Source organism: Streptomyces sp. NPDC032940, assembly GCF_040636935.1.
GTDB lineage: Bacteria > Actinomycetota > Actinomycetes > Streptomycetales > Streptomycetaceae > Streptomyces.
On sequence record NZ_JBEZVJ010000002.1, the window covers coordinates 335,980 to 361,183 of the forward strand.

General features: G+C 71.3%; 20 protein-coding genes. 16 read left to right on the plus strand and 4 right to left on the minus strand.

Annotated elements, in window-relative coordinates; translation table 11 throughout:
• Positions 1–138 precede the first annotated feature (138 nt).
• From AB0E77_RS04155 to AB0E77_RS04165, 3 genes are all read right to left on the minus strand, one after another.
• Entirely contained in the window at positions 139–1,503 is a 1,365-nt protein-coding gene (locus AB0E77_RS04155) for a DUF58 domain-containing protein (RefSeq protein ID WP_361565210.1), read from the minus strand.
• Positions 1,503–2,516, minus strand: a complete 1,014-nt coding sequence (locus AB0E77_RS04160) for a MoxR family ATPase (protein WP_361565613.1) — start codon at positions 2,514–2,516, stop codon at positions 1,503–1,505. The genes AB0E77_RS04155 and AB0E77_RS04160 overlap by 1 nt, the downstream gene beginning before the upstream one ends.
• Positions 2,517–2,849: 333 nt before the next feature.
• Positions 2,850–3,398, minus strand: coding sequence for a carbonic anhydrase (locus tag AB0E77_RS04165; protein WP_361565213.1), 549 nt, complete (start codon positions 3,396–3,398; stop codon positions 2,850–2,852).
• A gap of 426 nt (positions 3,399–3,824) precedes the next feature.
• Here AB0E77_RS04165 and rsmH point away from each other — a divergent pair, with 426 nt between their 5' ends.
• From rsmH to divIVA, 16 genes are all read left to right on the plus strand, one after another.
• Positions 3,825–4,781, plus strand: a complete 957-nt coding sequence (rsmH, locus tag AB0E77_RS04170) for a 16S rRNA (cytosine(1402)-N(4))-methyltransferase RsmH (protein ID WP_361565216.1) — start codon at positions 3,825–3,827, stop codon at positions 4,779–4,781.
• Between the two features lie 58 nt (positions 4,782–4,839).
• Positions 4,840–5,301 (plus strand): hypothetical protein, encoded by a 462-nt coding sequence (locus AB0E77_RS04175; RefSeq protein ID WP_361565219.1) that lies wholly within the window; start codon positions 4,840–4,842, stop codon positions 5,299–5,301.
• Complete coding sequence (locus AB0E77_RS04180; RefSeq protein ID WP_361565222.1) at positions 5,298–7,265, plus strand: penicillin-binding protein 2; 1,968 nt, start codon at positions 5,298–5,300, stop codon at positions 7,263–7,265. Before AB0E77_RS04175 ends, AB0E77_RS04180 begins: the two co-directional genes overlap by 4 nt.
• A gap of 187 nt (positions 7,266–7,452) precedes the next feature.
• Positions 7,453–8,973 carry a UDP-N-acetylmuramoyl-L-alanyl-D-glutamate--2,6-diaminopimelate ligase gene (locus AB0E77_RS04185; RefSeq protein ID WP_361565225.1) on the plus strand — a complete coding sequence of 507 codons (1,521 nt, stop codon included), beginning with the start codon at positions 7,453–7,455 and terminating at the stop codon, positions 8,971–8,973.
• A 28-nt stretch (positions 8,974–9,001) separates the two neighbouring features.
• Positions 9,002–10,417 carry a UDP-N-acetylmuramoyl-tripeptide--D-alanyl-D-alanine ligase gene (gene murF, locus AB0E77_RS04190; RefSeq protein WP_361565228.1) on the plus strand — a complete coding sequence of 472 codons (1,416 nt, stop codon included), beginning with the start codon at positions 9,002–9,004 and terminating at the stop codon, positions 10,415–10,417.
• Positions 10,417–11,508: a phospho-N-acetylmuramoyl-pentapeptide-transferase gene (gene mraY / locus AB0E77_RS04195; RefSeq protein ID WP_189228554.1), complete on the plus strand. Its 1,092-nt coding sequence runs from the start codon at positions 10,417–10,419 to the stop codon at positions 11,506–11,508. The genes murF and mraY overlap by 1 nt, the downstream gene beginning before the upstream one ends.
• Before the next feature lie 8 nt (positions 11,509–11,516).
• Positions 11,517–12,923: a UDP-N-acetylmuramoyl-L-alanine--D-glutamate ligase gene (gene murD / locus AB0E77_RS04200; protein ID WP_361565231.1), complete on the plus strand. Its 1,407-nt coding sequence runs from the start codon at positions 11,517–11,519 to the stop codon at positions 12,921–12,923.
• A 76-nt stretch (positions 12,924–12,999) separates the two neighbouring features.
• Positions 13,000–14,370, plus strand: coding sequence for a putative lipid II flippase FtsW (gene ftsW, locus AB0E77_RS04205; protein ID WP_361565234.1), 1,371 nt, complete (start codon positions 13,000–13,002; stop codon positions 14,368–14,370).
• A 6-nt stretch (positions 14,371–14,376) separates the two neighbouring features.
• On the plus strand, positions 14,377–15,471 hold the full coding sequence (gene murG, locus AB0E77_RS04210; RefSeq protein WP_361565236.1) for an undecaprenyldiphospho-muramoylpentapeptide beta-N-acetylglucosaminyltransferase: 1,095 nt from the start codon (positions 14,377–14,379) through the stop codon (positions 15,469–15,471).
• A 25-nt stretch (positions 15,472–15,496) separates the two neighbouring features.
• Positions 15,497–16,309, plus strand: a complete 813-nt coding sequence (ftsQ, locus tag AB0E77_RS04215) for a cell division protein FtsQ (protein WP_361565239.1) — start codon at positions 15,497–15,499, stop codon at positions 16,307–16,309.
• 290 nt (positions 16,310–16,599) lie between these two features.
• Positions 16,600–17,802, plus strand: coding sequence for a cell division protein FtsZ (ftsZ, locus tag AB0E77_RS04220; RefSeq protein WP_361565242.1), 1,203 nt, complete (start codon positions 16,600–16,602; stop codon positions 17,800–17,802).
• The gene (gene pgeF, locus AB0E77_RS04225; protein WP_361565245.1) at positions 17,799–18,527 is read left to right on the plus strand and encodes a peptidoglycan editing factor PgeF; all 729 of its coding nucleotides are present in this window, start codon (positions 17,799–17,801) and stop codon (positions 18,525–18,527) included. Before ftsZ ends, pgeF begins: the two co-directional genes overlap by 4 nt.
• Before the next feature lie 6 nt (positions 18,528–18,533).
• Positions 18,534–19,253: a YggS family pyridoxal phosphate-dependent enzyme gene (locus AB0E77_RS04230; protein ID WP_361565248.1), complete on the plus strand. Its 720-nt coding sequence runs from the start codon at positions 18,534–18,536 to the stop codon at positions 19,251–19,253.
• Positions 19,254–19,382: 129 nt separating this feature from the next.
• The gene (gene sepF / locus AB0E77_RS04235) at positions 19,383–20,024 is read left to right on the plus strand and encodes a cell division protein SepF (RefSeq protein ID WP_361565251.1); all 642 of its coding nucleotides are present in this window, start codon (positions 19,383–19,385) and stop codon (positions 20,022–20,024) included.
• Positions 20,025–20,104: 80 nt separating this feature from the next.
• The gene (locus AB0E77_RS04240) at positions 20,105–20,389 is read left to right on the plus strand and encodes a YggT family protein (RefSeq protein WP_007448661.1); all 285 of its coding nucleotides are present in this window, start codon (positions 20,105–20,107) and stop codon (positions 20,387–20,389) included.
• Positions 20,390–20,444: 55 nt separating this feature from the next.
• On the plus strand, positions 20,445–21,617 hold the full coding sequence (divIVA, locus tag AB0E77_RS04245; protein WP_361565254.1) for an apical growth/hyphal branching protein DivIVA: 1,173 nt from the start codon (positions 20,445–20,447) through the stop codon (positions 21,615–21,617).
• Positions 21,618–21,839: 222 nt separating this feature from the next.
• Here the strand turns inward: divIVA and ileS are convergent, their stop codons facing one another.
• Positions 21,840–24,983, minus strand: coding sequence for an isoleucine--tRNA ligase (ileS, locus tag AB0E77_RS04250; protein WP_361565257.1), 3,144 nt, complete (start codon positions 24,981–24,983; stop codon positions 21,840–21,842).
• Positions 24,984–25,204 lie beyond the last annotated feature (221 nt).

The window sequence follows — 25,204 nt, forward strand, 5'->3', positions numbered from 1 at the left end:
CGCCCCGCCGCCGGCCCGCAGATCCGGTGCGCCGTGGCCGCGGCGACACCCGGCGCCGGTCGTGCTTCCGTGCTCACCGTGCCCCCTCGTCCGAACACTCCGCCGCCGGGGCGCACGGCGACCACCGTGTCCGCCCGCTCACCATGTGCCCTGCCCGCCGCTCGTCGCGGCGAGGCCCGTGCGCTCGCGGTCCGCCCGGCGCCACAGTTCCTCCAGACCGGCGCCCCGTGGCACGCCCACGGCGCTCCAGCCGGCCTCGCGCAGCATCCGCAGCCGCTCCCCGCTCCTGACCGAAGGGCCGGGCACGTCCGCCGGTTCCCGCCGCCACGTCTCGCCGTCCAGCACGAAGGCGACCGCCCCGCCGCTGCGCTGCCGCATCCTGGCCGCCACCATGGCCTGCTCCTCGTCCAGATCGCCGAGGAACGCCACCAGCAGCCCCTCGCCGCCGCCGCGCAGCACGTCGTAGGCCCGGGACAGGCCCGTACCGTCGGAGTGGCCGATCACCGCGAGGGTGTCCATCATCAGCCCGGCCGCGTCGGCCGCCCCCTGGCTCATGCCCGCGAACCCGTCGGGGCCCTCGCCGGGCACCACGTCACCGGTGTCGGTGATCAGCCGCACGGAGTACCCCCGCTCCAGCATGTGCACCAGCACCGACGCCGCGCCCGACACCGCCCACTCGAAGGCCGAGTCGGGACCCGCGCCCTCGAAGGCCGTGCCCCGGGTGTCCAGGAGCACCGTGCACCGGGCCCGCTGCGGCTGCTCCTCGCGGCGCACCATCAGCTCGCCGTGGCGCGCGGTGGAGCGCCAGTGCACACGGCGCAGATCGTCGCCGTAGCGGTACCCGCGCGGGATCACGTCGTCCTCGCCCGCCAGCGCCAGCGAACGCTGCCGCCCCTCGCCGTACCCCTTCGCCTCGCCGCTCAGCCGCACCGGCGGCAGCGGCTCCACGCACGGGATCACCGTCAGGTCGTCGTACGTGGAGAAGGACCGGGTCAGCTCGCACATGCCGAACGGGTCGGTCAGGCGCAACTGGAGCGGGCCCAGCGGATAGCGGCCGCGCAGATCGGAGCGGACCCGGTAGGACACCTCCCGGCGCCCGCCCGGCTCCACCCGGTCCAGCACGAAGCGGGGACGCGGACCGAGCACGTAGGGCACCCGGTCCTGGAGCATCAGCAGCCCGGTGGGCAGCCGCGACACGTTGTCGATGCGCAGATGGACCCGCGCCTCGCTGCCCGCGGGCACCCGCCCGGGGGAGAGGCGGCGGCTGCCCGCCACCCGGTAGCGCGTGCGGTACAGCACCGTCGCGCACACCAGCGGCAGCACGCCCAGCAGCAGCCCGACCCGCAGCAGGTCGTCCTGCCCGAGGACGAACGCGCAGATCACGGCGGCGACACCGGCGGCCAGGAAGGAACGCCCGCGGGTGGTCAGGCCCGCCAGGGCGGTGCGGACGCCGCCGGCCTCCCCGCGCTCGCCCTCCGCCCGGCCCGCCCCCCCGGCGTCCATCACAGCCTCCGCGGCGGCTGCTGGCCGTACGCCGGCTCACCGCGGCCCATGCCGTGGCCGGTCTGCTGCCGGGGCGCCGCGGGCACCGGGGTGCGCTGCAGGATCTCCTGGACGACGTGCTCGGACGTACGCCGGTTGAGCTGGGCCTGCGCGGTGGGCAGCAGGCGGTGCGCCAGGACGGCGACGGCGAGGGCCTGCAGGTCGTCGGGGAGCGCGTAGTCCCGGCCGCTCAGGGCGGCGGACGCCTTCGCCGCGCGCAGCAGATGCAGCGTCGCGCGCGGTGAGGCGCCGAGTCTGAGATCCGGGTGGGTGCGCGTGGCGGCGACCAGGTCGACGGCGTACCGCCGGACCGGTTCCGCGACGTGGACGCCCCGGACGGCCTCGATCAGCTTCAGGATGTCGTGCGCGTGCGCCACCGGCTGGAGGTCGTCCAGCGGATTGACCCCGCCGTGCACGTCCAGCATCTGCAGCTCCGCCTCCGGGCTGGGATAGCCGATGGAGACCCGGGCCATGAAGCGGTCGCGCTGCGCCTCGGGCAGCGGGTAGGTGCCCTCCATCTCGACCGGGTTCTGCGTGGCCACCACCATGAAGGGGCTGGGCAGCTCGTAGGTCTGGCCGTCGATGGTGACCTGGCGCTCCTCCATGGACTCGAGCAGCGCGGACTGCGTCTTCGGCGAGGCGCGGTTGATCTCGTCGCCGATCACCACCTGCGCGAAGATCGCGCCCGGCTTGAACTCGAAGTCCCGGCGCTGCTGGTCCCAGATGGAGACACCGGTGATGTCCGAGGGCAGCAGGTCCGGTGTGAACTGGATGCGCCGCACGGAACAGTCGATCGACCGCGCCAGCGCCTTGGCCAGCATGGTCTTGCCGACGCCCGGGACGTCCTCGATCAGCAGGTGCCCCTCGGCGAGTAGCACGGTCAGCGAGAGACGCACGACCTCGGGCTTGCCCTCGATCACGGCTTCCACCGAACCGCGTACCCGCTCGACCACGGCGGTCAGATCGTCCCCCACCCTCGAATACCCCCGGGCGGGGACGCCCCCCTGGCTCGCCTGGTCCTCATAGGTCGTCACCCGGCCCTCCTCGGCCTTGCCCCGCGCTTCCCCGGGAAGCGAGGGGTACCCCACATTCCTGACCGGCCTCCGTACGGCCGGCCGGCCCACCCCGAATCACGGATGCCGCGAGGAAACAGTTCCGCGCGACACCACTTCCCCGCATTCTTGCCGCCGTTACCGATTCGTGTCACTCGCCTGTGGACAACTGACCTCGATATGTCGGGTCTTACGGCCTTTGTGGGTCTTGCGCGGCGGACGGCCTGCGGGGAAGCGGCCCGTGCGGTGCGGCGGTCAGGCGGGAGTGACCTCGCTGAGCCGGCCCGTCTTCACGTCGAAGACGAAACCGCGCACGTCCTCGGTGTGCAGCAGGAACGGCGAGGTGCGCACCCGCTCGATCGACTGGCGGACGTCCTGCTCGACGTCCCGGAAGGCCTCCACCGCCCACACGGGACGCTGGCCGACCTCCAGCTCCAGGTCGTGCCGGAACTCCTCGGTGATGGACTCCATGCCGCAGTTGGTGTGGTGGATGAGGACCACGCTGCGGGTGCCCAGCGCGCGCTGGCTGATGGTGAGGGAGCGGATCACGTCGTCGGTGACGACGCCGCCCGCGTTGCGGATGGTGTGACAGTCGCCGAGGTTGAGACCGAGCGCGGCGTGCAGGTCGATCCGGGCGTCCATGCAGGCCACGACCGCGACGCGCTGGACCGGACGGGCGTCCATCCCGGGATCGGTGAACGCGGCGGCATAGCGCCCGTTCGCCTCGACGAGCCGGTCGGTGACGGTGCCGTCGCCGACTATGGGGGATTCGGAATCTGCGGGAACCGAAGCGGAAGTCGTCATATCCCTGACGTTACTGGCCGCCCGAGTCCCGGGCCCGCTGTGAAGAGGGACAAAGAACGTCATCACGGCTTGTTGTGAGCCGATCCACAGGCCGTGAGAATACGCCTGTACGGGTGAAAAGCCCTGTTGCACCGGTTTGCGGACGCGGCCCCCGCGACGCGCAGGCCGGTTGATTGACCGGGCGACGGGGTGGACTAAAGTGACGCGAAGCGGGAGGCGAGGCTCTCCCCGCTGGACTGAACACCCCGGAGACCTGGGCGATGTCCCACCAGATCTCCCCACGTGCGCGGCGCGTACGTACGGCTCGGCCTCCTCCCGCTCCTGGCCGGCTGACGCTTCCGGCGCCGGCAGGCCTCCCCTTCAGATGCGAGCGGGAGGGGACCCGGCGGTGCGTGACGCCGCGCCGGACCCGAGAGGCCGCCCCACTTGAGCCAGAGTCGACACGTCCCGGTGATGCTCCAGCGGTGCCTGGACCTGCTGGCACCCGCCCTCCAGGAGCCGGGAGCCGTGGTGGTGGACTGCACGCTCGGCCTCGGCGGGCACAGCCAGGCGCTGCTCGACCGCTTCCCCGAGGCCCGTCTGATCGCCCTCGACCGGGACAAGGAGGCCCTGCGCCTGTCCGGCGAGCGGCTCGCCCCGTACGGGGAGCGCGCCACCCTGGTGCACGCCGTCTACGACGAGCTGCCCGACGTCCTCGGCCGGCTCGGCGTCCCCCGCGTCCAGGGCGTGCTGTTCGACCTCGGCGTCTCCTCCATGCAACTCGACGAGGCCGACCGGGGCTTCGCGTACGCCCAGGACGCCCCGCTGGACATGCGCATGGACCAGACGACCGGCATGAGCGCCGCCGAGGTCCTCAACACCTACCCGCCCGGCGAGCTCGTCCGCATCCTGCGGGCCTACGGCGAGGAGAAGCAGGCCAAGCGGATCGTCTCCGCGATCGTGCGCGAGCGCGAGAAGGAGCCGTTCAGCAACAGCGCCCGGCTCGTCGAGCTGATCCGCGCCGCGCTGCCGCAGGCCGCCAAGCGCACCGGGGGCAACCCGGCCAAGCGGACCTTCCAGGCCCTGCGCATCGAGGTCAACGGCGAGCTGTCCGTCCTGGAACGGGCGATCCCGGCCGCCGTGGAGGCCCTCGCCGTGGGCGGGCGGATCGCCGTGCTGTCGTACCACTCCCTGGAGGACCGGCTGGTCAAGCAGGTGTTCGCGGCCGGTGCCGCCAACACCGCGCCGCCCGGACTGCCGGTGGTGCCCGAACGCTACGCGCCCCGGCTCAAGCTGCTCACGCGCGGTGCCGAACTTCCCACCGAGGAGGAGATCGCGGAGAACCGGCGGGCGGCGCCGGCACGGCTGCGCGGGGCCGAGCGGATCAGGGAGTCCATCGGGTGAATCGAGTGCGGCAGGCTTGGCGGGCGCGGGTGCGCCACCCGGGCCGAGGGGAGGGCGAGTGAGCGGGAAGCCTCAGTTGAAGGGGAGGGCCGCCCGGCTCGCCGGGATGCTTCCGCCCGGCGGCGGACGCCGGGCCGCCCGGGCGCCCTTCGTCCTCCTCGTCGTCCTCCTGCTGGGCGGCGGCCTCATCGGGCTCCTGGTCCTGAACTCCGCCCTGAGCGAGGGCTCGTTCCAGCTGGACGACCTCGAACAGGAGACGAAGAGCCTCACCGACGAGGAACAGGCGCTGCAGCGGGACATCGACGCCTACTCCGCCCCGCAGGCCCTCCAGTACCGCGCCCGCGAACTCGGCATGGTGCCCGGCGGAGACCCCGCCTTCCTCGCCCCCGACGGCACCGTCAAGGGCTCGCCCAGCCCGGCGAGCGCCGCGTCCGTCCCGCTCGTCCTCGCCCCCGAGGCGCTGCCCGGACGGTCCGCCGCAGCGGCCACAGCCACCCCGACCCCGACCCGCGGCAGGTGACGGAAGTGTCCGACAGGGAACCGCCGCGCCGCCGGGTGCCCGGACCCGCGAGGCCCGTCCGTCCCGCCGCCCGGCGGCAGCCCGGACCGGGCGCCCGCCCGGCCCGCCGGCCCGGCCCGCCCCGGCCCGGCGCCCCCCGCACCATCCGGCTGGGCAGCCCCCGGCCCCGGCTGCGCATGATCGGCCTCGCGCTGACCCTCGTCCTGGCCGCCTTCGTCGTACGGCTGCTCCAGGTGCAGGCCGTCGACGCCGGCACCTACGCCGCCAAGGCCGAACAGAACCGCTACGTCGTGCACACCGTCACCGCCGACCGCGGCGGCATCACCGACCGCAACGGGGTGGCCCTCGCGACCACCGTGGACGCGTACGACATCACGGCCGACCCCACGATGTTCACCCGCGAGGCGCTGAAGATCGGCGACGGCCCCGAGCAGGCGGCCGCGCTCCTCGCCCCGATCCTCGGCACGGACCAGCGGGAACTGGCCGAACGGCTGCGCCCCGGGAACCCGAAGCTGCGGTACGTCCGGCTCGCACAGCGGCAGACCCCGCAGGTGTGGAACCAGATCAAGGACCTGAAGGCCGCGCTCGCCAAGAAGGCCGAGACGGACAAGACCGCCGTCAACGTCCTCGCGGGCGTCCTCGCCGACCCCAGCAGCAAGCGCGTGTACCCGGGCGGCGACCTGGCCGCCGGCATCCTGGGCTGGGTCGGCGCCGACGGCAAGGGCGGCGGCGGCCTCGAACGGCAGCTGAACGAGACGCTGGCCGGCGAGGACGGCGAGATCCGCTACGTGCAGTCCGGCGGACGGCAGGTGCCCACCGCCGGCGGCTCCGAGACCCGCGCCGTGCCCGGCAGCGACGTCGAGCTCACCATCGACCGCGACATCCAGTGGGCCGCGCAGAACGCCATCAGCGACCAGGTGGAGAAGTCCAAGGCGGACGGCGGCTACGTCATCGTCCAGGACACCCGCACCGGCGAGATCCTGGCCATGGCCAACTCGCCCGGCTTCGACCCCGGCGACCTGGCCCACGCCGACCCGAAGGCGCTCGGCAACGCGGCCCTCCAGGACGCCTTCGAACCCGGCTCGACCGCCAAGGTGCTGTCGATGGCCGCCGTGCTGGAGGAGAACGTCGCCACGCCCGCGACCCACCTCACCGTCCCCAACCGGCTCAAGCGCGGCGACCGGCTCTTCAAGGACGACGTCGACCACCCCACCTGGTACCTCACGCTCAACGGCGTGCTCGCCAAGTCCAGCAACATCGGCACGATCATGGCCACCGGCGAGCTGGGCGGGACGCAGGCCGAGGCCAACAAGGTGCTCTACTCCTACCTGCGCAAGTTCGGGCTCGGCGAGTACAGCGGGCTCGGCTTCCCCGGCGAGACCAAGGGCATCCTCGCGCCGCCCGACCAGTGGTCGACCTCGCAGCAGTACACGATCCCTTTCGGCCAGGGCGTCTCCGTGAACGCGCTCCAGGCGGCCTCCGTGTACTCGACGATCGCCAACGGTGGCGTCCGCGTCGAACCCACGCTCGTGCGCGGCACCAAGGGCGACGACGGACGTTTCACCGCGGCCCCCGAGCCCAAGAAGACCCGTGTGGTCAGCGAGAAGACCGCGAAGACCCTCGCGCAGATGCTGGAGTCCGTCGTCGACGACGAGGAGGGCACCGGCACCAAGGCGCGCATCCCCGGCTACCGCGTGGCCGGCAAGACGGGCACGGCCAACCGAGTGGATCCGGCCACCGGCAAGTACCACGGCTACACCTCGTCGTTCGCCGGTTTCGCCCCCGCCGACAAGCCCCGCGTCACCGTGTACTGCGCCATCCAGAACGCCACCGCTGGCAGCTACTTCGGCGGCCAGATCTGCGGCCCCATCTACAAGCAGGTCATGGAGTTCGCCCTGAAGACCCTTCAGGTCCCGCCGACCGGGGCCGCCCCCGCCAACCTTCCGGTCGCCTTCAAGCCCTGACCGGCCGGAAGACCCCCGCACCGAGCCAGCACCGAGCCACCAGGAACCATCCGTGACAACGATCACCCCGGATCCCGGGAACCAGAGCAGCCCCCGCCCCTCACTTGGCCCGGAAGCCGGTACGCCCGGTACGCTCACCGCCGTGCCACACGCTGATCAGTCCCAATCCACCCAGAAGGGCCACCCCGTGACATACCCGGGCCCGCCCCGGCCGGTGCAGGTCTCCGCCACATCCCTCGCGGAACTCGCCGGTCAGCTGGGTGTCACCGCGCCGGACAGCACCGCGGAGGTCACGGGCATCACCCACGACTCCCGCGCCGTCCGCCCCGGTGACCTGTACGCCGCCCTCCCCGGAGCCCGCGCCCACGGCGCCGACTTCGTCACCCAGGCCGCCGGTCTCGGCGCCGCCGCCGTGCTGACCGACCCGGCCGGCGCGGAGCGCGTCGCCGCCACCGGACTGCCGGCGCTCGTCGTCGACGACCCGCGGGCACGGATGGGCGAACTGGCGGCCACGATCTACGGCCACCCCGGCCGCGATCTCCTCCAGATCGGCATCACCGGCACCTCCGGCAAGACCACCACCGCCTACCTTGTGGAGGGCGGCCTGCGCACCGCGCGGACCACCGGCCTCATCGGCACCGTCGAGATGCGCATCGGCGACGAGCGCATCAAGTCCGAGCGCACCACGCCCGAGGCCACCGACCTCCAGGCCCTGTTCGCGGTCATGCGCGAGCGCGGCACCGAGGCGGTCGCCATGGAGGTCTCCAGCCACGCCCTCGTGCTCGGCCGGGTCGACGCCTGCGTCTTCGACGTCGCGGTGTTCACCAACCTCAGCCCGGAGCACATGGAGTTCCACTCGGGCATGGAGGACTACTTCCAGGCCAAGGCGCAGCTGTTCACGCCGGAGCGCAGCAGGCTCGGGGTCGTCAACACCGACGACGAGTACGGCCGCCGGCTGGCGAACGAGGCCACGGTCCCCGTCGTCACCTACTCCGCCGAGGGCCACCCCGACGCCGACTGGCGCGCCGAGGACGTCACGGTCGGACCGATGGACTCGACGTTCACCGTGGTCGGCCCCAAGGGCGAGCGGATCGCCGCCAGGTCACCCCTGGCCGGTCCCTTCAACGTGGCCAACACCCTCGCCGCGATCGCCGCGCTGGCCGCCGCCGGCCTCGACCCGCAGACCGCCGCCGACGGCATCGGCGCGGTGCCGGGCGTGCCGGGCCGGCTGGAGCGCGTGGACGAGGGCCAGCCCTACCTCGCTGTGGTCGACTACGCCCACAAGACCGACGCCGTGGAGTCCGTGCTGCGGGCCCTGCGCAAGGTGACCGAGGGCAAGCTGCACGCCGTGCTCGGCTGCGGCGGCGACCGGGACACCACGAAGCGGGAGCCGATGGGCGCCGCCGTGGCCCGGTTCGCCGACACGGCCGTCCTGACCAGCGACAACCCCCGTTCCGAAGACCCCCTGGCCATCCTCGCCACCATGCTCCAGGGCGCGGCGTCCGTGCCCGCCCACGAGCGCGGCGAGGTCCAGGTCTTCGAGGACCGGGCCGCCGCGATCGCCGCCGCCGTCGCCCGGGCCGAGCCAGGCGACACCGTGCTGGTGGCGGGCAAGGGCCACGAGCAGGGCCAGGACATCGCCGGAGTGGTCCGCCCCTTCGACGACCGCCAGGTGCTTCGCGAAGCCATCCGGAAGACCCAGGGATGAAAATCCTGAAGACCCAGGGGATGAACTTGTGATCGCCCTCTCCCTCGCCGAGATCGCAGAAGTCGTCGGCGGGCAGATGCACGACATACCGGACGCGTCCGCGGAGGTCACCGGGCCGGTGGTCCGGGACTCCCGGGAGGCGGTGCCCGGCAGCCTCTTCGTCGCCTTCGTCGGCGAGCGCGTGGACGGCCACGACTTCGCGCCGGCCGTCGTGGAGGCGGGTGCGGTGGCCGTGCTCGGCTCCCGCCCCGTCGGCGTGCCCGCGATCGTCGTGGACGACGTCCAGGCCGCCCTCGGCGCCCTCGCCCGCCACGTCGTACGGCGCCTCGGCACCACCCTCGTCGCCCTCACCGGATCCGCCGGCAAGACCAGCACCAAGGACCTGATCGCCCAGGTGCTGCGCCGCAAGGCGCCCACGGTGTTCACGCCCGGCTCCATGAACAACGAGGTCGGGCTGCCGCTCACCGCGCTCACCGCCACCGAGGAGACCAAGTTCCTCGTGCTGGAGATGGGCGCCCGCGGCATCGGCCACATCCGGTACCTCTGCGAGCTGACCCCGCCGCGGATCGGCCTCGTCCTCAACGTCGGCAGCGCCCACATCGGCGAGTTCGGCGGCCGGGAGCAGATCGCCCAGGCCAAGGGCGAACTCGTCGAGGCGCTTCCGCCGGCCGAGGAGGGCGGCGTCGCGGTCCTCAACGCGGACGACGCCTTCGTGCGTGCCATGTCCTCCCGTACGAAGGCGAAGGTGATCCTTTTCGGAGAGTCCGACGAAGCGGACGTTCGCGCCGAGAACGTGCGACTCACGGACAGCGGACAGCCCTCCTTCAGGCTTCACACACCCTCCGGTGCAAGCGATGTGACCATGCGCCTGTACGGTGAGCACCACGTGTCGAACGCGCTCGCCGCGGCCGCCGTCGCCCACGAGTTGGGCATGTCCGCAGACGAGATCGCCACCGCGCTCTCCGAGGCGGGCTCCCTCTCCCGCTGGCGGATGGAGGTCACCGAGCGCCCGGACGGCGTGACGGTCGTCAACGACGCCTACAACGCGAACCCCGAGTCCATGAAGGCCGCGCTGCGTGCGCTGGTGGCGATGGGCAAGGGGCGTCGTACGTGGGCTGTGCTCGGCAAGATGGCCGAGCTCGGGGACGAGGCGCTCGCCGAGCACGACGCGGTCGGACGGCTCGCCGTCCGGCTCAATGTCGGCAAGCTCGTCGCGGTCGGGGGCAGGGAAGCCCGATGGCTGCAACTGGGCGCATACAACGAGGGTTCGTGGGGTGAGGAGTCGGTGCACGTGTCCGACGCACAGGCGGCGATCGACCTGTTGCGCAGCGAGTTGCGCCCGGGAGACGTCGTACTCGTGAAGGCGTCCCGTTCGGTGGGGCTGGAGAGCGTCGCCACGGCGCTGCTCGAGACCGGCGCCGAGGGTGAGGTCGCCGCCCGATGATGAAGCAGATCCTGTTCGCGGGAGTCATTGGCCTCTTCCTGACCTTGGTCGGCACCCCGCTGCTGATCAAGCTGCTGGCCCGCAAGGGCTACGGCCAGTACATCCGCGACGACGGCCCGCGCGAGCACGCCAGCAAGCGCGGTACGCCGACCATGGGTGGTATCGCCTTCATCCTGGCGACGGTCATCGCCTACTTCCTGGCCAAGGTGATCACCGGTTACCTGGACGAGGAGGCCGACGCGGGGCCGACCTTCTCGGGTCTGCTGGTGCTGGGCCTGATGGTCGGCATGGGCCTGGTCGGCTTCCTCGACGACTACATCAAGATCGTCAAGCGGCGTTCGCTGGGCCTGCGGGCCAAGGCGAAGATGGCCGGCCAGCTCATCGTCGGCATCGCCTTCGCGGTCCTCGCGCTGCAGTTCGCGGACAACCGCGGCAACACCCCGGCGTCCACCAAGCTGTCGTTCATCACGGACTTCGGCTGGACCATCGGCCCGGTGCTGTTCGTCGTCTGGGCGCTGTTCATGATCCTCGCCATGTCGAACGGCGTGAACCTCACCGACGGCCTCGACGGCCTGGCCACCGGCGCCTCCGTCCTGGTCTTCGGCGCCTACACCTTCATCGGCGTCTGGCAGTTCCAGGAGTCCTGCGCCAACGCGCTGACCCTGACCAACCCGGGCGCCTGCTACGAGGTGCGGGACCCGCTCGACCTCGCGGTGGTCGCCTCCGCGCTGATGGGTTCCTGCCTCGGCTTCCTGTGGTGGAACACCTCGCCGGCCAAGATCTTCATGGGCGACACCGGGTCGCTCGCGCTCGGCGGTGTGCTCGCGGGTCTCGCGATCTGCTCGCGCACCGAGCTGCTGATGGCCATCCTGGGCGGCCTGTTCGTGCTGATCACCATGTCGGTGGTCATCCAGGTCGGCTCCTTCCGGCTCACCGGCAAGCGCGTCTTCCGGATGGCGCCACTGCAGCACCACTTCGAACTCAAAGGCTGGTCCGAGGTCCTCGTCGTGGTCCGCTTCTGGATCATCCAGGGCATCTGCGTGATCGTCGGACTCGGCCTCTTCTACGCGGGATGGGCAGCGGACAAGTGACCTCCTCGGTGCCTTCGGAATTCACCGGCAAGCACGTCACCGTCGCCGGACTGGGCGTCTCCGGCGTCCCGGCGGCCAAGGTCCTCAGCGGCCTCGGCGCGCACGTCACCGTCGTCAACGACGGCGACGACGAGCGCGCCCGGACGCAGGCGGCCGAACTCGAGGCGCTGGGCGTCACCGTGCGCCTCGGCGACGGCGACACCCTGCCCGAGGGCACCGAGCTGATCGTCACCGCACCCGGCTGGAAGCCCACCAAGCCGCTGTTCACGGCGGCCGAACAGGCCGGGGTGCCGGTCTGGGGCGACGTCGAACTGGCCTGGCGTCTGCGCGGCCCCGACGCCGCGCCCTGGCTCGCGGTCACCGGCACCAACGGCAAGACGACCACCGTCCAGATGCTGGCCTCCATCCTGAAGGCGGCCGGCCTGCGCACGGCCGCCGTCGGCAACATCGGTGTCTCCCTGCTGGACGCGGTCACCGGCGAGGAGGAGTACGACGTCCTCGCCGTGGAGCTGTCCAGCTACCAGCTCCACTGGGCGCCGTCCCTGCGCGCCCACTCGGCCGCGGTGCTCAACCTCGCCCCCGACCACCTCGACTGGCACGGCTCCATGGAGGCGTACGCCGCCGACAAGGGCCGCATCTACGAGGGCAATCGCGTCGCCTGCGTCTACAACGTCGCCGACAAGGCGACCGAGGACCTGGTCCGCGAGGCCGACGTCGAGGAGGGCTGCCGCGCGATCGGCTTCACCCTCGGCGCTCCCGCACCCTCCCAACTCGGCGTCGTGGACGGCATCCTGGTCGACCGCGCCTTCGTGGAGATGCGGCAGAAGAACGCCCAGGAGCTCGCCGAGGTCGCGGACGTCAACCCGCCGGCCCCGCACAACATCGCCAACGCCCTTGCCGCGGCGGCCCTCGCCCGCGCCTTCGGCGTCCCCGCGGCCGCCGTCCGCGACGGACTGCGGGCCTTCACGCCCGACGCCCACCGCATCGCGCACGTCGCCGACGTCGACGAGGTGGCGTACGTGGACGACTCCAAGGCCACCAACACCCATGCCGCGGAAGCCTCGTTGGCGGCGTACGAGTCGATCGTGTGGATCGCGGGCGGACTGGCGAAGGGCGCCACCTTCGACGAGCTCGTCGCCGGGGCGGCGAAGCGGCTGCGCGGGGCCGTCCTCATCGGCGCCGACCGCGCGCTGATCCGCGAAGCCCTGGCGCGACACGCCCCGGAAGTACCCGTGGTCGACCTCGACCGGACCGACACTGGGGCGATGCTCCAGGCCGTCCAGGAGGCCCGGCGGCTCGCCCGCCCCGGCGACACGGTGCTGCTGGCTCCGGCCTGTGCCTCCATGGACATGTTCACCAACTACAACAAGCGCGGTGACGCGTTCGCGCAGGCCGTTCGCGAACTCGGCGCCTGACCCGGCCGATCCTGCGCCGGGTGATCTCGGGAGGGACGCGTGGGACGGTCCAGGCCGATGTACAGCGGAGGCCGCCATGCCCGGTAGCCGCACCGGACGCCCGCCCGCGCAGCGGACGCCCGCCCGCCCGCCCGCGTCGGGACCGCCGTCCGAGAATCCGGTCGTCGCTCTCTACCTCCGCCTGCGCCGCGCCTGGGACCGGCCGCTGACCGCCTACTACCTGATCTTCGGCGGCAGTCTGCTGATCACCGTGCTCGGCCTGGTGATGGTCTACTCGGCCTCCCAGATCACCGCGCTCCAGCTCTCCCTGCCCGGCTCCTTCTTCTTCCGCAAGCAGGCCCTCGCTGCGCTGATCGGCGCCGGCCTCCTGGTGGCCGCCATGCGGATGCCGGTGAAACTCCACCGGGCGCTGGCCTACCCCATCCTCGCCGGGGCCGTCTGCCTGATGATCCTGGTGCAGGTGCCGGGGATAGGGATGGCGGTCAACGGCAACCAGAACTGGATCTCCCTGGGCGGCTCCTTCCAGATCCAGCCGAGCGAGTTCGGCAAGCTCGCCCTGGTGCTGTGGGGCGCCGACCTGCTCGCGCGCAAGCAGGACAAGAAGCTGCTGACCCAGTGGAAGCACATGCTCGTGCCCCTGGTGCCGGCCGCGTTCATGCTGCTCGGGCTGATCATGATCGGCGGCGACATGGGTACGGCGATCATCCTCACGGCGATCCTCTTCGGTCTGCTCTGGCTCGCGGGCGCGCCCACCCGGCTGTTCGCCGGTGTGCTCTCCGTCGCCGCGCTGCTCGGTGTGATCCTCATCAAGACCAGCCCCAACCGCATGGCCCGGCTGAACTGCATCGGCGCCACCGACCCCGGCCCGGGCGACTCCTGCTGGCAGGCCGTGCACGGCATCTACGCCCTCGCCTCGGGCGGACTGTTCGGATCCGGGATCGGCGCCAGCGTGGAGAAATGGGGCGAACTCCCCGAAGCGCACACCGACTTCATCTTCGCCGTCACCGGTGAGGAACTGGGCCTGGCGGGGACGCTGTCGGTACTCGCCCTGTTCGCGGCTCTAGGCTATGCGGGTATCCGCGTGGCCGGACGCACGGAGGACCCCTTCGTCAGGTATGCCGCGGGAGGCGTGACCACCTGGATCACGGCCCAGGCCGTGATCAACATCGGTGCGGTCCTCGGACTGCTGCCGATCGCCGGTGTCCCCCTCCCGCTGTTCTCCTACGGAGGGTCCGCCCTGCTGCCGACCATGTTCGCCATCGGTCTGCTCATCGCCTTCGCGCGTGACGAGCCCGGTGCGCGGGCGGCGCTTGCGCTGCGGCAACCTCGCTTTGGTAGAAAGCGGGGAACGGGGGGAACCGGGGGCTCCGGGCCCCGGCGAAAACCCCGGAGTCGGAACACGATGCGACGGCGCGCCTCGGCGGCGCGCTCGTCCGGAGAGCGGTGAATTTCGGTGCATGTCGTACTCGCCGGCGGAGGAACCGCGGGCCACATCGAGCCCGCGCTCGCCCTCGCGGACGCCCTGCGCAGGCAGGATCCGACCGTGGGCATCACGGCCCTGGGCACGGAACGCGGCCTGGAGACCCGGCTGGTGCCCGAGCGCGGATACGAGCTGGCGCTGATCCCGGCCGTTCCGCTGCCGCGCAAGCCCACGCCCGAGCTGATCACCGTCCCGGGCCGGCTGCGCGGCACCATCAAGGCGGCCGAGCAGATCCTGGAACGCACCAAGGCGGACGCCGTGGTGGGCTTCGGCGGCTACGTCGCCCTGCCCGGCTACCTCGCGGCCAAGCGTCTCGGGGTGCCGATCGTGATCCACGAGGCCAACGCCCGGCCCGGACTGGCCAACAAGATCGGCTCCCGGTACGCGGCCCAGGTCGCCGTCTCCACGCCCGACAGCAAGCTGCGGGGCGCCCGCTACATCGGCATCCCGCTGCGCCGCTCCATCTCCACCCTGGACCGGGCCGCCGTACGCCCCGAGGCCCGCGCCGCGTTCGGCCTCGACCCCAACCTGCCCACGCTGCTGGTCTCCGGCGGCTCGCAGGGCGCCCGGCGCCTCAACGAGGTGGTCCAGCAGGTCGCGCCGTGGCTCCAGCAGGCGGGCATCCAGATCCTGCACGCGGTCGGCCCGAAGAACGAACTGCCGCAGGTCCACCAGATGCCGGGGATGCCCCCGTACATCCCGGTAAGTTACCTGGACCGGATGGATCTCGCGTACGCCGCGGCCGACATGATGCTCTGCCGTGCGGGCGCGATGACCGTCGCCGAACTCTCCGCCGTCGGACTCCCGGCCGCCTACGTCCCGCTGCCCATCGGCAACGGTGAACAGCGGCTGAACGCCCAGCCGGTGGTGAAGGCCGGCGGCGGACTGCTGGTCGACGACGCGGAACTGACGCCCGAGTGGGTGCAGCACAACGTCCTGCCCGTGCTCGCCGACCCGCACCGGCTGTACGAGATGTCCCGCGCCGCCGCCGAGTTCGGCCGCCGGGACGCCGACGACCTCCTCGTCGGCATGGTGTACGAGGCGATCGCCGCCCGCGCACACCGCTGACGACGCACGACGGAAGGCAGGGAGCGTGGCCGGACCGACCACCGCCGAACGCGGTGAACGCCAGCAGGAGTCGTCCGGCCCGCCCCGCCCGCGGCGGTTCCGGCTTCCCCGACCCCGTCTGCGTCTCCGCCTCCGTACGATCATCATCCTGGCTGCCGCCGTCGTGCTCCTCGCCGGCGGGACGCTCTGGGTGCTGTACGGCTCGAACTGGCTGCGCGTGGAACGGGTGTCGGTCTCCGGGACCCGCGTCCTGACACCGGCCCAGGTCCGCGAGGCCGCCGACGTGCCCGAAGGGGACGCGCTGGTCTCCGTCGACACCGAGGCGATCGCGGCACGGCTCGCCCGGAAATTGCCCCGCATCGACGAAGTCGACGTCGAGCGTTCGTGGCCTGACGGAATCGCGTTGAAAGTGACGGAACGTACCCCGGTTCTGGTGGTGCAAAAAGGCCGAAACTTCGTGGAAGTGGACGATGAAGGTGTCCGCTATGCCACGGTTTCCCGGGCCCCGAAAGGCGTGCCCGCACTGAAATTGGAGCTCACCCGTTCCGGACCGGCCGCGGCCGGTCTGCGCCGCTTCGGCGAGGACCGTCTGGTGCGCGAGGCGGTCCGGGTCGCCGGGGCCGTCCCGGACGCGGTCGCACGGCGGACGCGCCTGGTCAAGGTCCGTTCCTACGACGACATCTCGCTGGAGCTGACCGACGACCGGACCGTGGCCTGGGGGAGCGGCGAACAGGGCGAGGCGAAGGCCCGGACGCTCACCGCGCTGATGAAAGCGACGCCCGGAGCACGGCACTTCGACGTGAGCGTCCCCACCGCCCCGGCGTCATCGGGGAGTTGACGGGTATACGTGCAGGCCAGCACCCTGGTTGGGCAGCGCTACGGCTGATCACATAGGGTGAAAAGAAAAACGGGAGGTTCGGCGTGTTCGTTGAACGCGCGCCGCTTGTCGACTTAGTGTCCTGTTCAGAAGACTCCAAGGAACAGACACACTGGTAACCCTAAACTTCAGCGTTAGGGTTCGGGTCGGCGCTACGGACCGTCCCAATTCGGCATCAGTCGTCGGGTCGCGGGGGCACCAGTGCTCCCGGTGATCCGACGACACGTAACTCGAGGCGAGAGGCCTTCGACGTGGCAGCACCGCAGAACTACCTCGCAGTCATCAAAGTCATCGGTGTCGGCGGCGGTGGTGTCAATGCCATCAACCGGATGATCGAGGTCGGTCTCAAGGGCGTCGAGTTCATCGCCATCAACACCGACGCGCAAGCTCTGTTGATGAGCGACGCCGACGTCAAGCTGGACGTCGGCCGCGAACTCACCCGCGGACTCGGCGCCGGAGCCAACCCGGCCGTCGGCCGCAAGGCCGCCGAGGACCACCGCGAGGAGATCGAGGAGGTCCTCAAGGGGGCCGACATGGTCTTCGTGACGGCCGGTGAAGGCGGCGGCACCGGCACCGGCGGCGCGCCCGTCGTGGCCAACATCGCCCGCTCGCTCGGTGCCCTCACCATCGGTGTGGTCACGCGCCCGTTCACCTTCGAGGGACGGCGCCGCGCCAACCAGGCCGAGGACGGCATCGCCGAGCTCCGCGAAGAGGTCGACACCCTCATCGTCATCCCGAACGACCGGCTGCTGTCCATCTCGGACCGCCAGGTCTCGGTCCTGGACGCCTTCAAGTCGGCCGACCAGGTCCTGCTCTCCGGTGTCCAGGGCATCACCGACCTCATCACCACCCCCGGTCTGATCAACCTGGACTTCGCCGACGTCAAGTCGGTGATGTCCGAGGCCGGTTCCGCCCTCATGGGCATCGGCTCGGCCCGCGGCGACGACCGCGCGGTGGCCGCGGCCGAGATGGCGATCTCCTCGCCGCTGCTCGAGGCGTCCATCGACGGCGCCCGGGGCGTGCTGCTCTCCATCTCCGGCGGCTCCGACCTCGGCCTGTTCGAGATCAACGAAGCGGCCCAGCTGGTCAGCGAGGCCGCCCACCCCGAGGCGAACATCATCTTCGGCGCGGTCATCGACGACGCCCTCGGCGACGAGGTGCGGGTCACCGTGATCGCGGCCGGCTTCGACGGGGGCCAGCCGCCGTCCAAGCGGGACAACGTCCTCGGCTCGGCCTCGGCCAAGCGCGAGGAGCCCGCCCCGGCCCGGCAGCCCGACAGCCGCCCGTCCTTCGGCTCGCTCGGCAGCGTCAAGCCGAAGGAGGAGCCGGAGCCCGTCCCGGCACCGGAACCGGTCAACGACCTGCCGCCGGTCGCCCCGCCGCCGGTCCCGCCGTCCCGGACCTACTCGGACAGCGCGGCCGAGGAACTGGACGTGCCGGACTTCCTGAAGTGATAGGACAGCGCGACACCGTGAACGGCGCGCACTTCGGCTTCACCGACCGGTGGGGCGGAGTGAGCGCCGTTCCGTACGAGGAGCTCAACCTCGGCGGCGCGGTCGGCGACGACCCCGCCGCCGTGACGGCCAACCGGGAACGGGCCGCCGGGGCACTGGGCGTCGACCCGGCCCGGGTGGTCTGGATGAACCAGGTGCACGGGGCCGACGTCGCCGTGGTCGACGCACCCTGGGGGGACCGCCCCGTCCCGCGGGTCGACGCGGTCGTCACCGCCGGACGCGGGCTCGCGCTCGCCGTCCTCACGGCCGACTGCGTGCCCGTCCTGCTCGCCGACCCCGTGGCCGGCGTCGCCGCCGCGGCCCACGCGGGCCGGCCCGGTCTGGTCGCCGGGGTCGTCCCCGCCGCCGTACGGGCCATGACCGAACTCGGCGCCGACCCGGCCCGGATCACCGCCCGCACCGGACCCGCCGTCTGCGGCCGGTGCTACGAGGTGCCCGAGGAGATGCGTGCCGAGGTCGCCGCCGTCGAACCGGCGGCGCACGCCGTGACGAGCTGGGGCACCCCCGCCCTCGACGTGAGCGCCGGAGTGCACGCGCAGCTCGAACGGCTCGGGGTGTGCGACCTGGCGCAGTCGCCGGTGTGCACCCGGGAGTCGAAGGACCACTTCTCGTACCGACGTGACCGCACCACCGGGCGGCTCGCGGGCTATGTCTGGCTGGACTGATGGGGCATGACGGACCGTAAGGACGAACTCGCCGGAAATCTGGCGACAGTGGAAGAGCGCATCGCCGCCGCGTGCGAGGCGGCGGGCCGCCCCCGCGAGGAGGTGACCCTGATCGTGGTCACCAAGACCTACCCGGCCGAGGACGTGCGCATCCTCTCCGGGCTCGGCGTGCGCCATGTCGCCGAGAACCGTGACCAGGACGCGGCACCGAAGGCCGCAGCCTGCTCGGATCTGCCGCTTTCCTGGCATTTCGTCGGTCAGTTGCAGACCAATAAGGTGCGTTCCGTGGTCGGTTACGCGGATGTCGTGCAGTCCGTCGATCGTCCCAAGCTCGTCACAGCTCTGTCGAAGGAGGCGGTGCGGGCCGGGCGCGAGACCGGCGTCCTCCTCCAGGTCGCCCTCGACGCGGGGGAGAGCGCCAGAGGTGAGCGTGGTGGCGTCGCGCCCGCGGGAATCGAAGAGTTGGCCGATCTGGTCGCCGGATCGGACGGGCTGCGGCTCGACGGCCTGATGACGGTCGCGCCGCTGACCGGCGAGTACGCCGGACGGCAGCGGGCGGCGTTCGAGCACCTCATGGATTTGTCGACCCACCTGCGCCGAGCTCATCCGGCTGCCACCATGGTCTCCGCAGGGATGAGTGCGGACCTCGAACAGGCCGTGGCCGCCGGAGCGACACATGTACGCGTCGGCACCGCGGTACTCGGAGTCCGACCCAGGCTCGGGTAACGTCGCCAAGAAGTCGGACCACAGCAGAAAATATGGTCATTACCGCCGAAAGGCGGAGGCAACGACCTAGTGGATCGCGGGCATTTGGCAGTCGTCAGCCGATCCACCACAGAGCGGAGGACTCAGAGCATGGCCGGCGCGATGCGCAAGATGGCGGTCTACCTCGGCCTCGTGGAGGACGATGGGTACGACGGCCGGGGTTTCGACCCCGACGACGACTTCGAACCCGAACTGGACCCGGAGCCCGAGCGGGACCACCGGCGGCACGAACCGGTGCACCAGTCACATGGTTCACATCAGTCACAAAGGGACGAAGAGGTAAGAATCGTCCAACCGCCCGTGCAGCGTGAGCCGGTGTCCCGTTCCGCTTCGCTCGGGGCGGAATCGGGCCGTCCGGCGCGTATCGCGCCCGTGGCGTCCATCACACAAGAACGCGCAAGCCTGGAAAAGAGCGCACCGGTCATCATGCCCAAGGTCGTGTCCGAACGAGAGCCCTACCGGATCACCACACTTCACCCCCGGACCTACAACGAGGCCCGTACCATCGGGGAACACTTCCGTGAGGGCACGCCGGTGATCATGAATCTGACTGAGATGGATGACACAGATGCGAAGCGACTTGTCGACTTTGCGGCCGGTTTGGTGTTTGGTCTTCACGGCAGTATCGAGCGGGTGACGCAGAAGGTGTTCCTGCTGTCTCCTGCTAACGTCGATGTCACGGCGGAGGACAAGGCCCGCATCGCAGAGGGCGGGTTCTTCAACCAGAGCTGAGACGCACGACCGGTTAGAGCAAGAGCACGGACCCGAGGACGGGTCCGAGAGATGGTTCAGGGGAGAGGGAAGCACAGGTCATGAGCGTGGTCCTGGATGTCGTCTACATCGCGCTGATGTGCTTTCTCATCGTGCTCATCTTCCGGTTGGTCATGGACTACGTCTTCCAGTTCGCCCGCTCGTGGCAACCCGGCAAGGCGATGGTGGTCGTTCTGGAGGCCACCTACACTGTCACCGATCCACCGTTGAAGCTTCTGCGGCGGTTCATTCCGCCGCTGCGTCTCGGGGGCGTGGCGCTCGACCTGTCCTTCTTCGTACTGATGATCATCGTCTACATCCTGATCTCGATCGTGAGCCGGCTGTGAGCGATGAGAGAGATACGGGCTTGCCGAATGCCGACGACTACGTTGAGGTGAAGAGATGCCGTTGACCCCTGAGGACGTGCGGAACAAGCAGTTCACGACCGTCCGCCTCCGAGAAGGCTATGACGAGGACGAGGTCGATGCCTTCCTCGACGAGGTCGAAGCCGAACTGACCCGGCTGCTCCGCGAGAACGAAGACCTGCGGGCCAAACTGGCCGCGGCTACGCGCGCGGCTGCGCAGAACCAGCAGAACATGCGCAAGCCCCCGGAACCGCCGCAGGATCAGCAGCCTCCGCAGCATCAGGGACACCCGCAGCAGCAGGGGATGCCGCAGCAGGGCATGCGAGGTCCCGGCGCTCCGGTGCCCGCCGGCATATCGGGCCCGCCGCAGCAGCAGATGGGCGGCCCCATGGGTGGTCCGCCCCAGCTGCCGAGCGGTGCCCCGCAGCTGCCCGCCGGCCCCGGCGGACAGGGTGGCCCGCAGGGCCCCGGCCCGATGGGCCAGGGTCCCGGGCCGATGGGCCAGGGCCCGGGTCCGATGCAGGGCCAGATGGGTCCCGGTCCGATGGGCGGCCCCATGGGCGGTCCGCAGGGCCCCGGTGGCCCCGGCCTGCCCGGTCAGGGCGGCCCCGGCGGCGACAGTGCCGCCCGTGTCCTCTCGCTCGCCCAGCAGACCGCCGACCAGGCGATCGCCGAGGCGCGCTCCGAGGCCAACAAGATCGTCGGCGAGGCGCGTTCGCGTGCCGAGGGTCTGGAGCGGGACGCCCGTGCCAAGGCCGACGCCCTGGAGCGGGACGCGCAGGAGAAGCACCGCGTCGCGATGGGCTCGCTGGAGTCCGCCCGCGCCACGCTGGAGCGCAAGGTCGAGGACCTGCGCGGCTTCGAGCGCGAGTACCGGACGCGACTGAAGTCGTACCTGGAGTCGCAGCTGCGTCAGCTGGAGACCCAGGCGGACGACTCGCTCGCCCCGCCGCGTACGCCCGCGACGGCCTCGCTCCCGCCGTCCCCGGCGCCCTCGATGGCTCCGGCCGGTGCGAGCGCCCCGTCCTACGGCGGCAACCAGTCGATGGGCAGCGGTCCGAGCCAGTCCGGTCCGTCCTACGGCGGTCAGCAGCAGATGTCGCCGGCGATGACCCAGCCGATGGCGCCGGTGCGTCCGCAGGGGCCGTCGCCGATGGGGCAGGCGCCCTCGCCGATGCGGGGCTTCCTGATCGACGAGGATGACAACTGAGCTGCTTCGGACTGATGTCCGGTAAGTAGTACGGCGTCGCCGTCGGCGGCGTTCAGGGCGGGCCCCGGGTTTCTGACCCGGGGCCCGCCCTTGTGTTGTACGGGGGTGTTGGTGCGGGGTGTAGCTGCGGGTGGGACCGGGCGGCCCGGCGCTGCCGGGGTGCCGGCGAGACACGAAGGCCCGGCTCCCTCTGGTCGAGGGGCCGGGCCTTCGCTGTGGTCGCTACTGCTTGCGCAGGCGGAACGTCAGGGTCAGGGGCTCGTCCGTGAACGGGGCGCCGTACGTGTCGTCCGCCTCGCCCTGGGCGAAGTCCGTCGCCAGGACCTCGTCGGCGATCAGGCCGGCGTGCTCCGTCAGCGCGGCGACCGTCGCCGGGTCCGTGGCCGTCCAGCGCAGCGCGATGCGGTCGGCGACGTCCAGGCCGCTGTTCTTGCGGGCCTCCTGGATCAGCCGGATCGCGTCACGGGCCAGGCCCGCGCGGCGCAGCTCCTCGGTGATCTCCAGGTCGAGGGCGACCGTCGCGCCCGAGTCGGAGGCGACCGACCAGCCCTCGCGCGGCGTCTCCGTGATGATCACCTCGTCGGGAGCGAGGGTGACCATCTCACCCTCGATCTCGACCGACGCCGTGCCCTCGCGCAGGGCGAGGGAGAGGGCGGCGGCGTCCGCGGCGGCGACGGCCTTGGCGACGTCCTGGACGCGCTTGCCGAACCGCTTGCCCAGCGCACGGAAGTTGGCCTTCGCCGTCGTGTCGACCAGGGAGCCGCCGACCTCGCTCAACGACGCGAGGGACTCGACGTTCAGCTCCTCCGTGATCTGCGCGTGCAGTTCCGGGGAGAGGGCGTCGAAGCCCGTCGCGGCGATCAGCGCACGGCGCAGCGGCTGCCGGGTCTTGACGCCCGACTCCGCGCGCGTGGCGCGGCCCAGTTCGACCAGGCGGCGCACCAGCACCATCTGCCGCGACAGCTCCGGGTCGATCGCCGACAGGTCGGCCTCCGGCCACGAGGACAGGTGCACCGACTCCGGGGCGCCCGGGGTGACCGGCACGACCAGGTCCTGCCAGACCCGCTCGGTGATGAACGGGGTCAGCGGGGCCATCAGCTGGGTGACCGTCACGACGACCTCGTGCAGCGTGCGCAGCGCGGCCTTGTCGCCCTGCCAGAAACGGCGGCGCGAGCGGCGGACGTACCAGTTGGACAAGTCGTCGACGAACGCGGACAGCAGCTTGCCTGCGCGCTGGGTGTCGTAGCTCTCCAGCGCCTGGGTCACCTGGTCGGTGAGCGCGTGCAGTTCGGACAGCAGCCAGCGGTCCAGCACCGGACGCTCGGCCGGGGCCGGGTCGGCCTCGCTCGGCGCCCAGCCGGAGGTGCGGGCGTACAGCGCCTGGAAGGCGACCGTGTTCCAGTACGTGAGGAGCGTCTTGCGGACGACCTCCTGGATGGTGCCGTGGCCGACGCGGCGGGCCGCCCAGGGCGAACCGCCGGCCGCCATGAACCAGCGGACCGCGTCGGCGCCGTGCTGGTCCATCAGCGGGATCGGCTGCAGGATGTTGCCCAGGTGCTTGGACATCTTGCGGCCGTCCTCGGCGAGGATGTGGCCGAGGCAGACCACGTTCTCGTAGGACGACTTGTCGAAGACCAGGGTGCCGACCGCCATCAGCGTGTAGAACCAGCCGCGGGTCTGGTCGATGGCCTCGGAGATGAACTGCGCCGGGTAGCGGCTCTCGAACAGCTCCTTGTTCTTGTACGGGTAGCCCCACTGCGCGAACGGCATCGAACCCGAGTCGTACCAGGCGTCGATCACCTCCGGCACGCGCACCGCTTCGAGGGAGCAGCCCTCGTGGGTGCAGGTGAAGGTCACGTCGTCGATGAACGGGCGGTGCGGGTCCAGGGCCGACTGGTCGGTGCCGGACAGCTCGGTCAGCTCCGCGCGGGAGCCGACGACCGTGAGGTGGTCCTCCGCGCAGCGCCAGATCGGCAGCGGGGTGCCCCAGTAGCGGTTGCGGGACAGGGCCCAGTCGATGTTGTTGTTCAGCCAGTCGCCGTACCGGCCGTGCTTGACCGCCTCCGGGAACCAGTTGGTCTTCTCGTTCTCCTGGAGGAGGCGGTCCTTGATGGCGGTGGTGCGGATGTACCAGGACGGCTGCGCGTAGTAGAGCAGGGCCGTGTGGCAGCGCCAGCAGTGCGGGTAGCTGTGCTCGTACGGGATGTGCCTGAAGAGCAGGCCCCGGGCGTCCAGGTCCTCGGTGAGCTTCTCGTCGGCCTTCTTGAAGAAGACGCCGCCGACCAGCGGGACGTCCTCCTCGAAGGTGCCGTCCGGGCGGACCGGGTTGACCACGGGCAGGCCGTACGCGCGGCAGACCTTGAGGTCGTCCTCGCCGAAGGCGGGGGACTGGTGGACGAGGCCGGTGCCGTCCTCGGTGGTGACGTAGTCGGCGTTCACCACGTAGTGGGCCGGCTCCGGGAACTCGACCAGCTCGAAGGGGCGCTGGTACGTCCAGCGCTCCATCTCGGCGCCGGTGAAGGACTGCCCGGTGGTCTCCCAGCCCTCGCCGAGGGCCTTCTCCACCAGCTGCTCCGCGACGACCAGCTTCTCCTCGCCGTCGGTCGCGACGACGTAGGTGACCTCGGGGTGCGCGGCGACCGCGGTGTTGGAGACGAGGGTCCACGGGGTCGTGGTCCAGACGACCAGCGCGGCCTCGCCGGCCAGCGGACCCGAGGTCAGCGGGAAGCGGACGTAGACGGACGGGTCGACGACCGTCTCGTAGCCCTGGGCCAGCTCGTGGTCGGACAGGCCGGTGCCGCAGCGGGGGCACCAGGGGGCGACGCGGTGGTCCTGGACCAGCAGGCCCTTGTTGAAGATCGTCTTCAGCGACCACCAGACGGACTCGATGTACTCCGGGTCCATCGTGCGGTACGGGTCCTGGAGGTCGGCCCAGTAGCCCATGCGCGTCGTGAGCTCTTCGAAGGCGTCGGTGTGGCGGGTCACCGACTCGCGGCACTTCGCGTTGAACTCGGCGATGCCGTACGCCTCGATGTCCTGCTTGCCGGAGAAGCCCAGCTCCTTCTCCACCGCCAGCTCCACCGGCAGGCCGTGGCAGTCCCAGCCGGCCTTGCGGCCCACGTGGTAGCCGCGCATGGTGCGGAAGCGGGGGAAGACGTCCTTGAAGACGCGCGCCTCGATGTGGTGGGCGCCGGGCATGCCGTTGGCGGTGGGCGGGCCCTCGTAGAACACCCACTCGGGGCGCCCCTCGGACTGCTCCAGGCTCTTGGCGAAGATCTTCTGCTCGCGCCAGAAGTCGAGCACCGCGTGTTCGAGCGCGGGCAGGTCGACCTGGGCGGGTACCTGGCGGTACTGAGGCGTTGTCATCAGCGAGCTTCCTCCGGCGGACGTGCTGCCTTCCGTCGGAGGGACGAGAGCCGTGCTCCCGCGGTACCACCCTCCTTGGCCCGGCCGGTGCGTCGTGTGCTCCGGTGAGCCCCCTCATTGGGGTCGCGAACCGGTTCTACTCGCCGCGGCTGTCCTGCCACGGCTTTCTTCCGGCGGCTCCGGGGTGATCTTCACGTCGCGCTCGCCCCCGGGCTCACACC

Coding starts and splice junctions, on each gene's coding strand:
- AB0E77_RS04155 (WP_361565210.1), bottom strand. CDS start 1,503: ATGGACGCCGGGGGGGCGGGCCGGGCGGAGGGCGAGCGCGGGGAGGCC.
- AB0E77_RS04240 (WP_007448661.1), top strand. CDS start 20,105: ATGAGCGTGGTCCTGGATGTCGTCTACATCGCGCTGATGTGCTTTCTC.
- ftsW (WP_361565234.1), top strand. CDS start 13,000: ATGCCCGGTAGCCGCACCGGACGCCCGCCCGCGCAGCGGACGCCCGCC.
- divIVA (WP_361565254.1), top strand. CDS start 20,445: ATGCCGTTGACCCCTGAGGACGTGCGGAACAAGCAGTTCACGACCGTC.
- AB0E77_RS04230 (WP_361565248.1), top strand. CDS start 18,534: ATGACGGACCGTAAGGACGAACTCGCCGGAAATCTGGCGACAGTGGAA.
- ileS (WP_361565257.1), bottom strand. CDS start 24,983: ATGACAACGCCTCAGTACCGCCAGGTACCCGCCCAGGTCGACCTGCCC.
- sepF (WP_361565251.1), top strand. CDS start 19,383: ATGGCCGGCGCGATGCGCAAGATGGCGGTCTACCTCGGCCTCGTGGAG.
- mraY (WP_189228554.1), top strand. CDS start 10,417: ATGAAGCAGATCCTGTTCGCGGGAGTCATTGGCCTCTTCCTGACCTTG.
- AB0E77_RS04165 (WP_361565213.1), bottom strand. CDS start 3,398: ATGACGACTTCCGCTTCGGTTCCCGCAGATTCCGAATCCCCCATAGTC.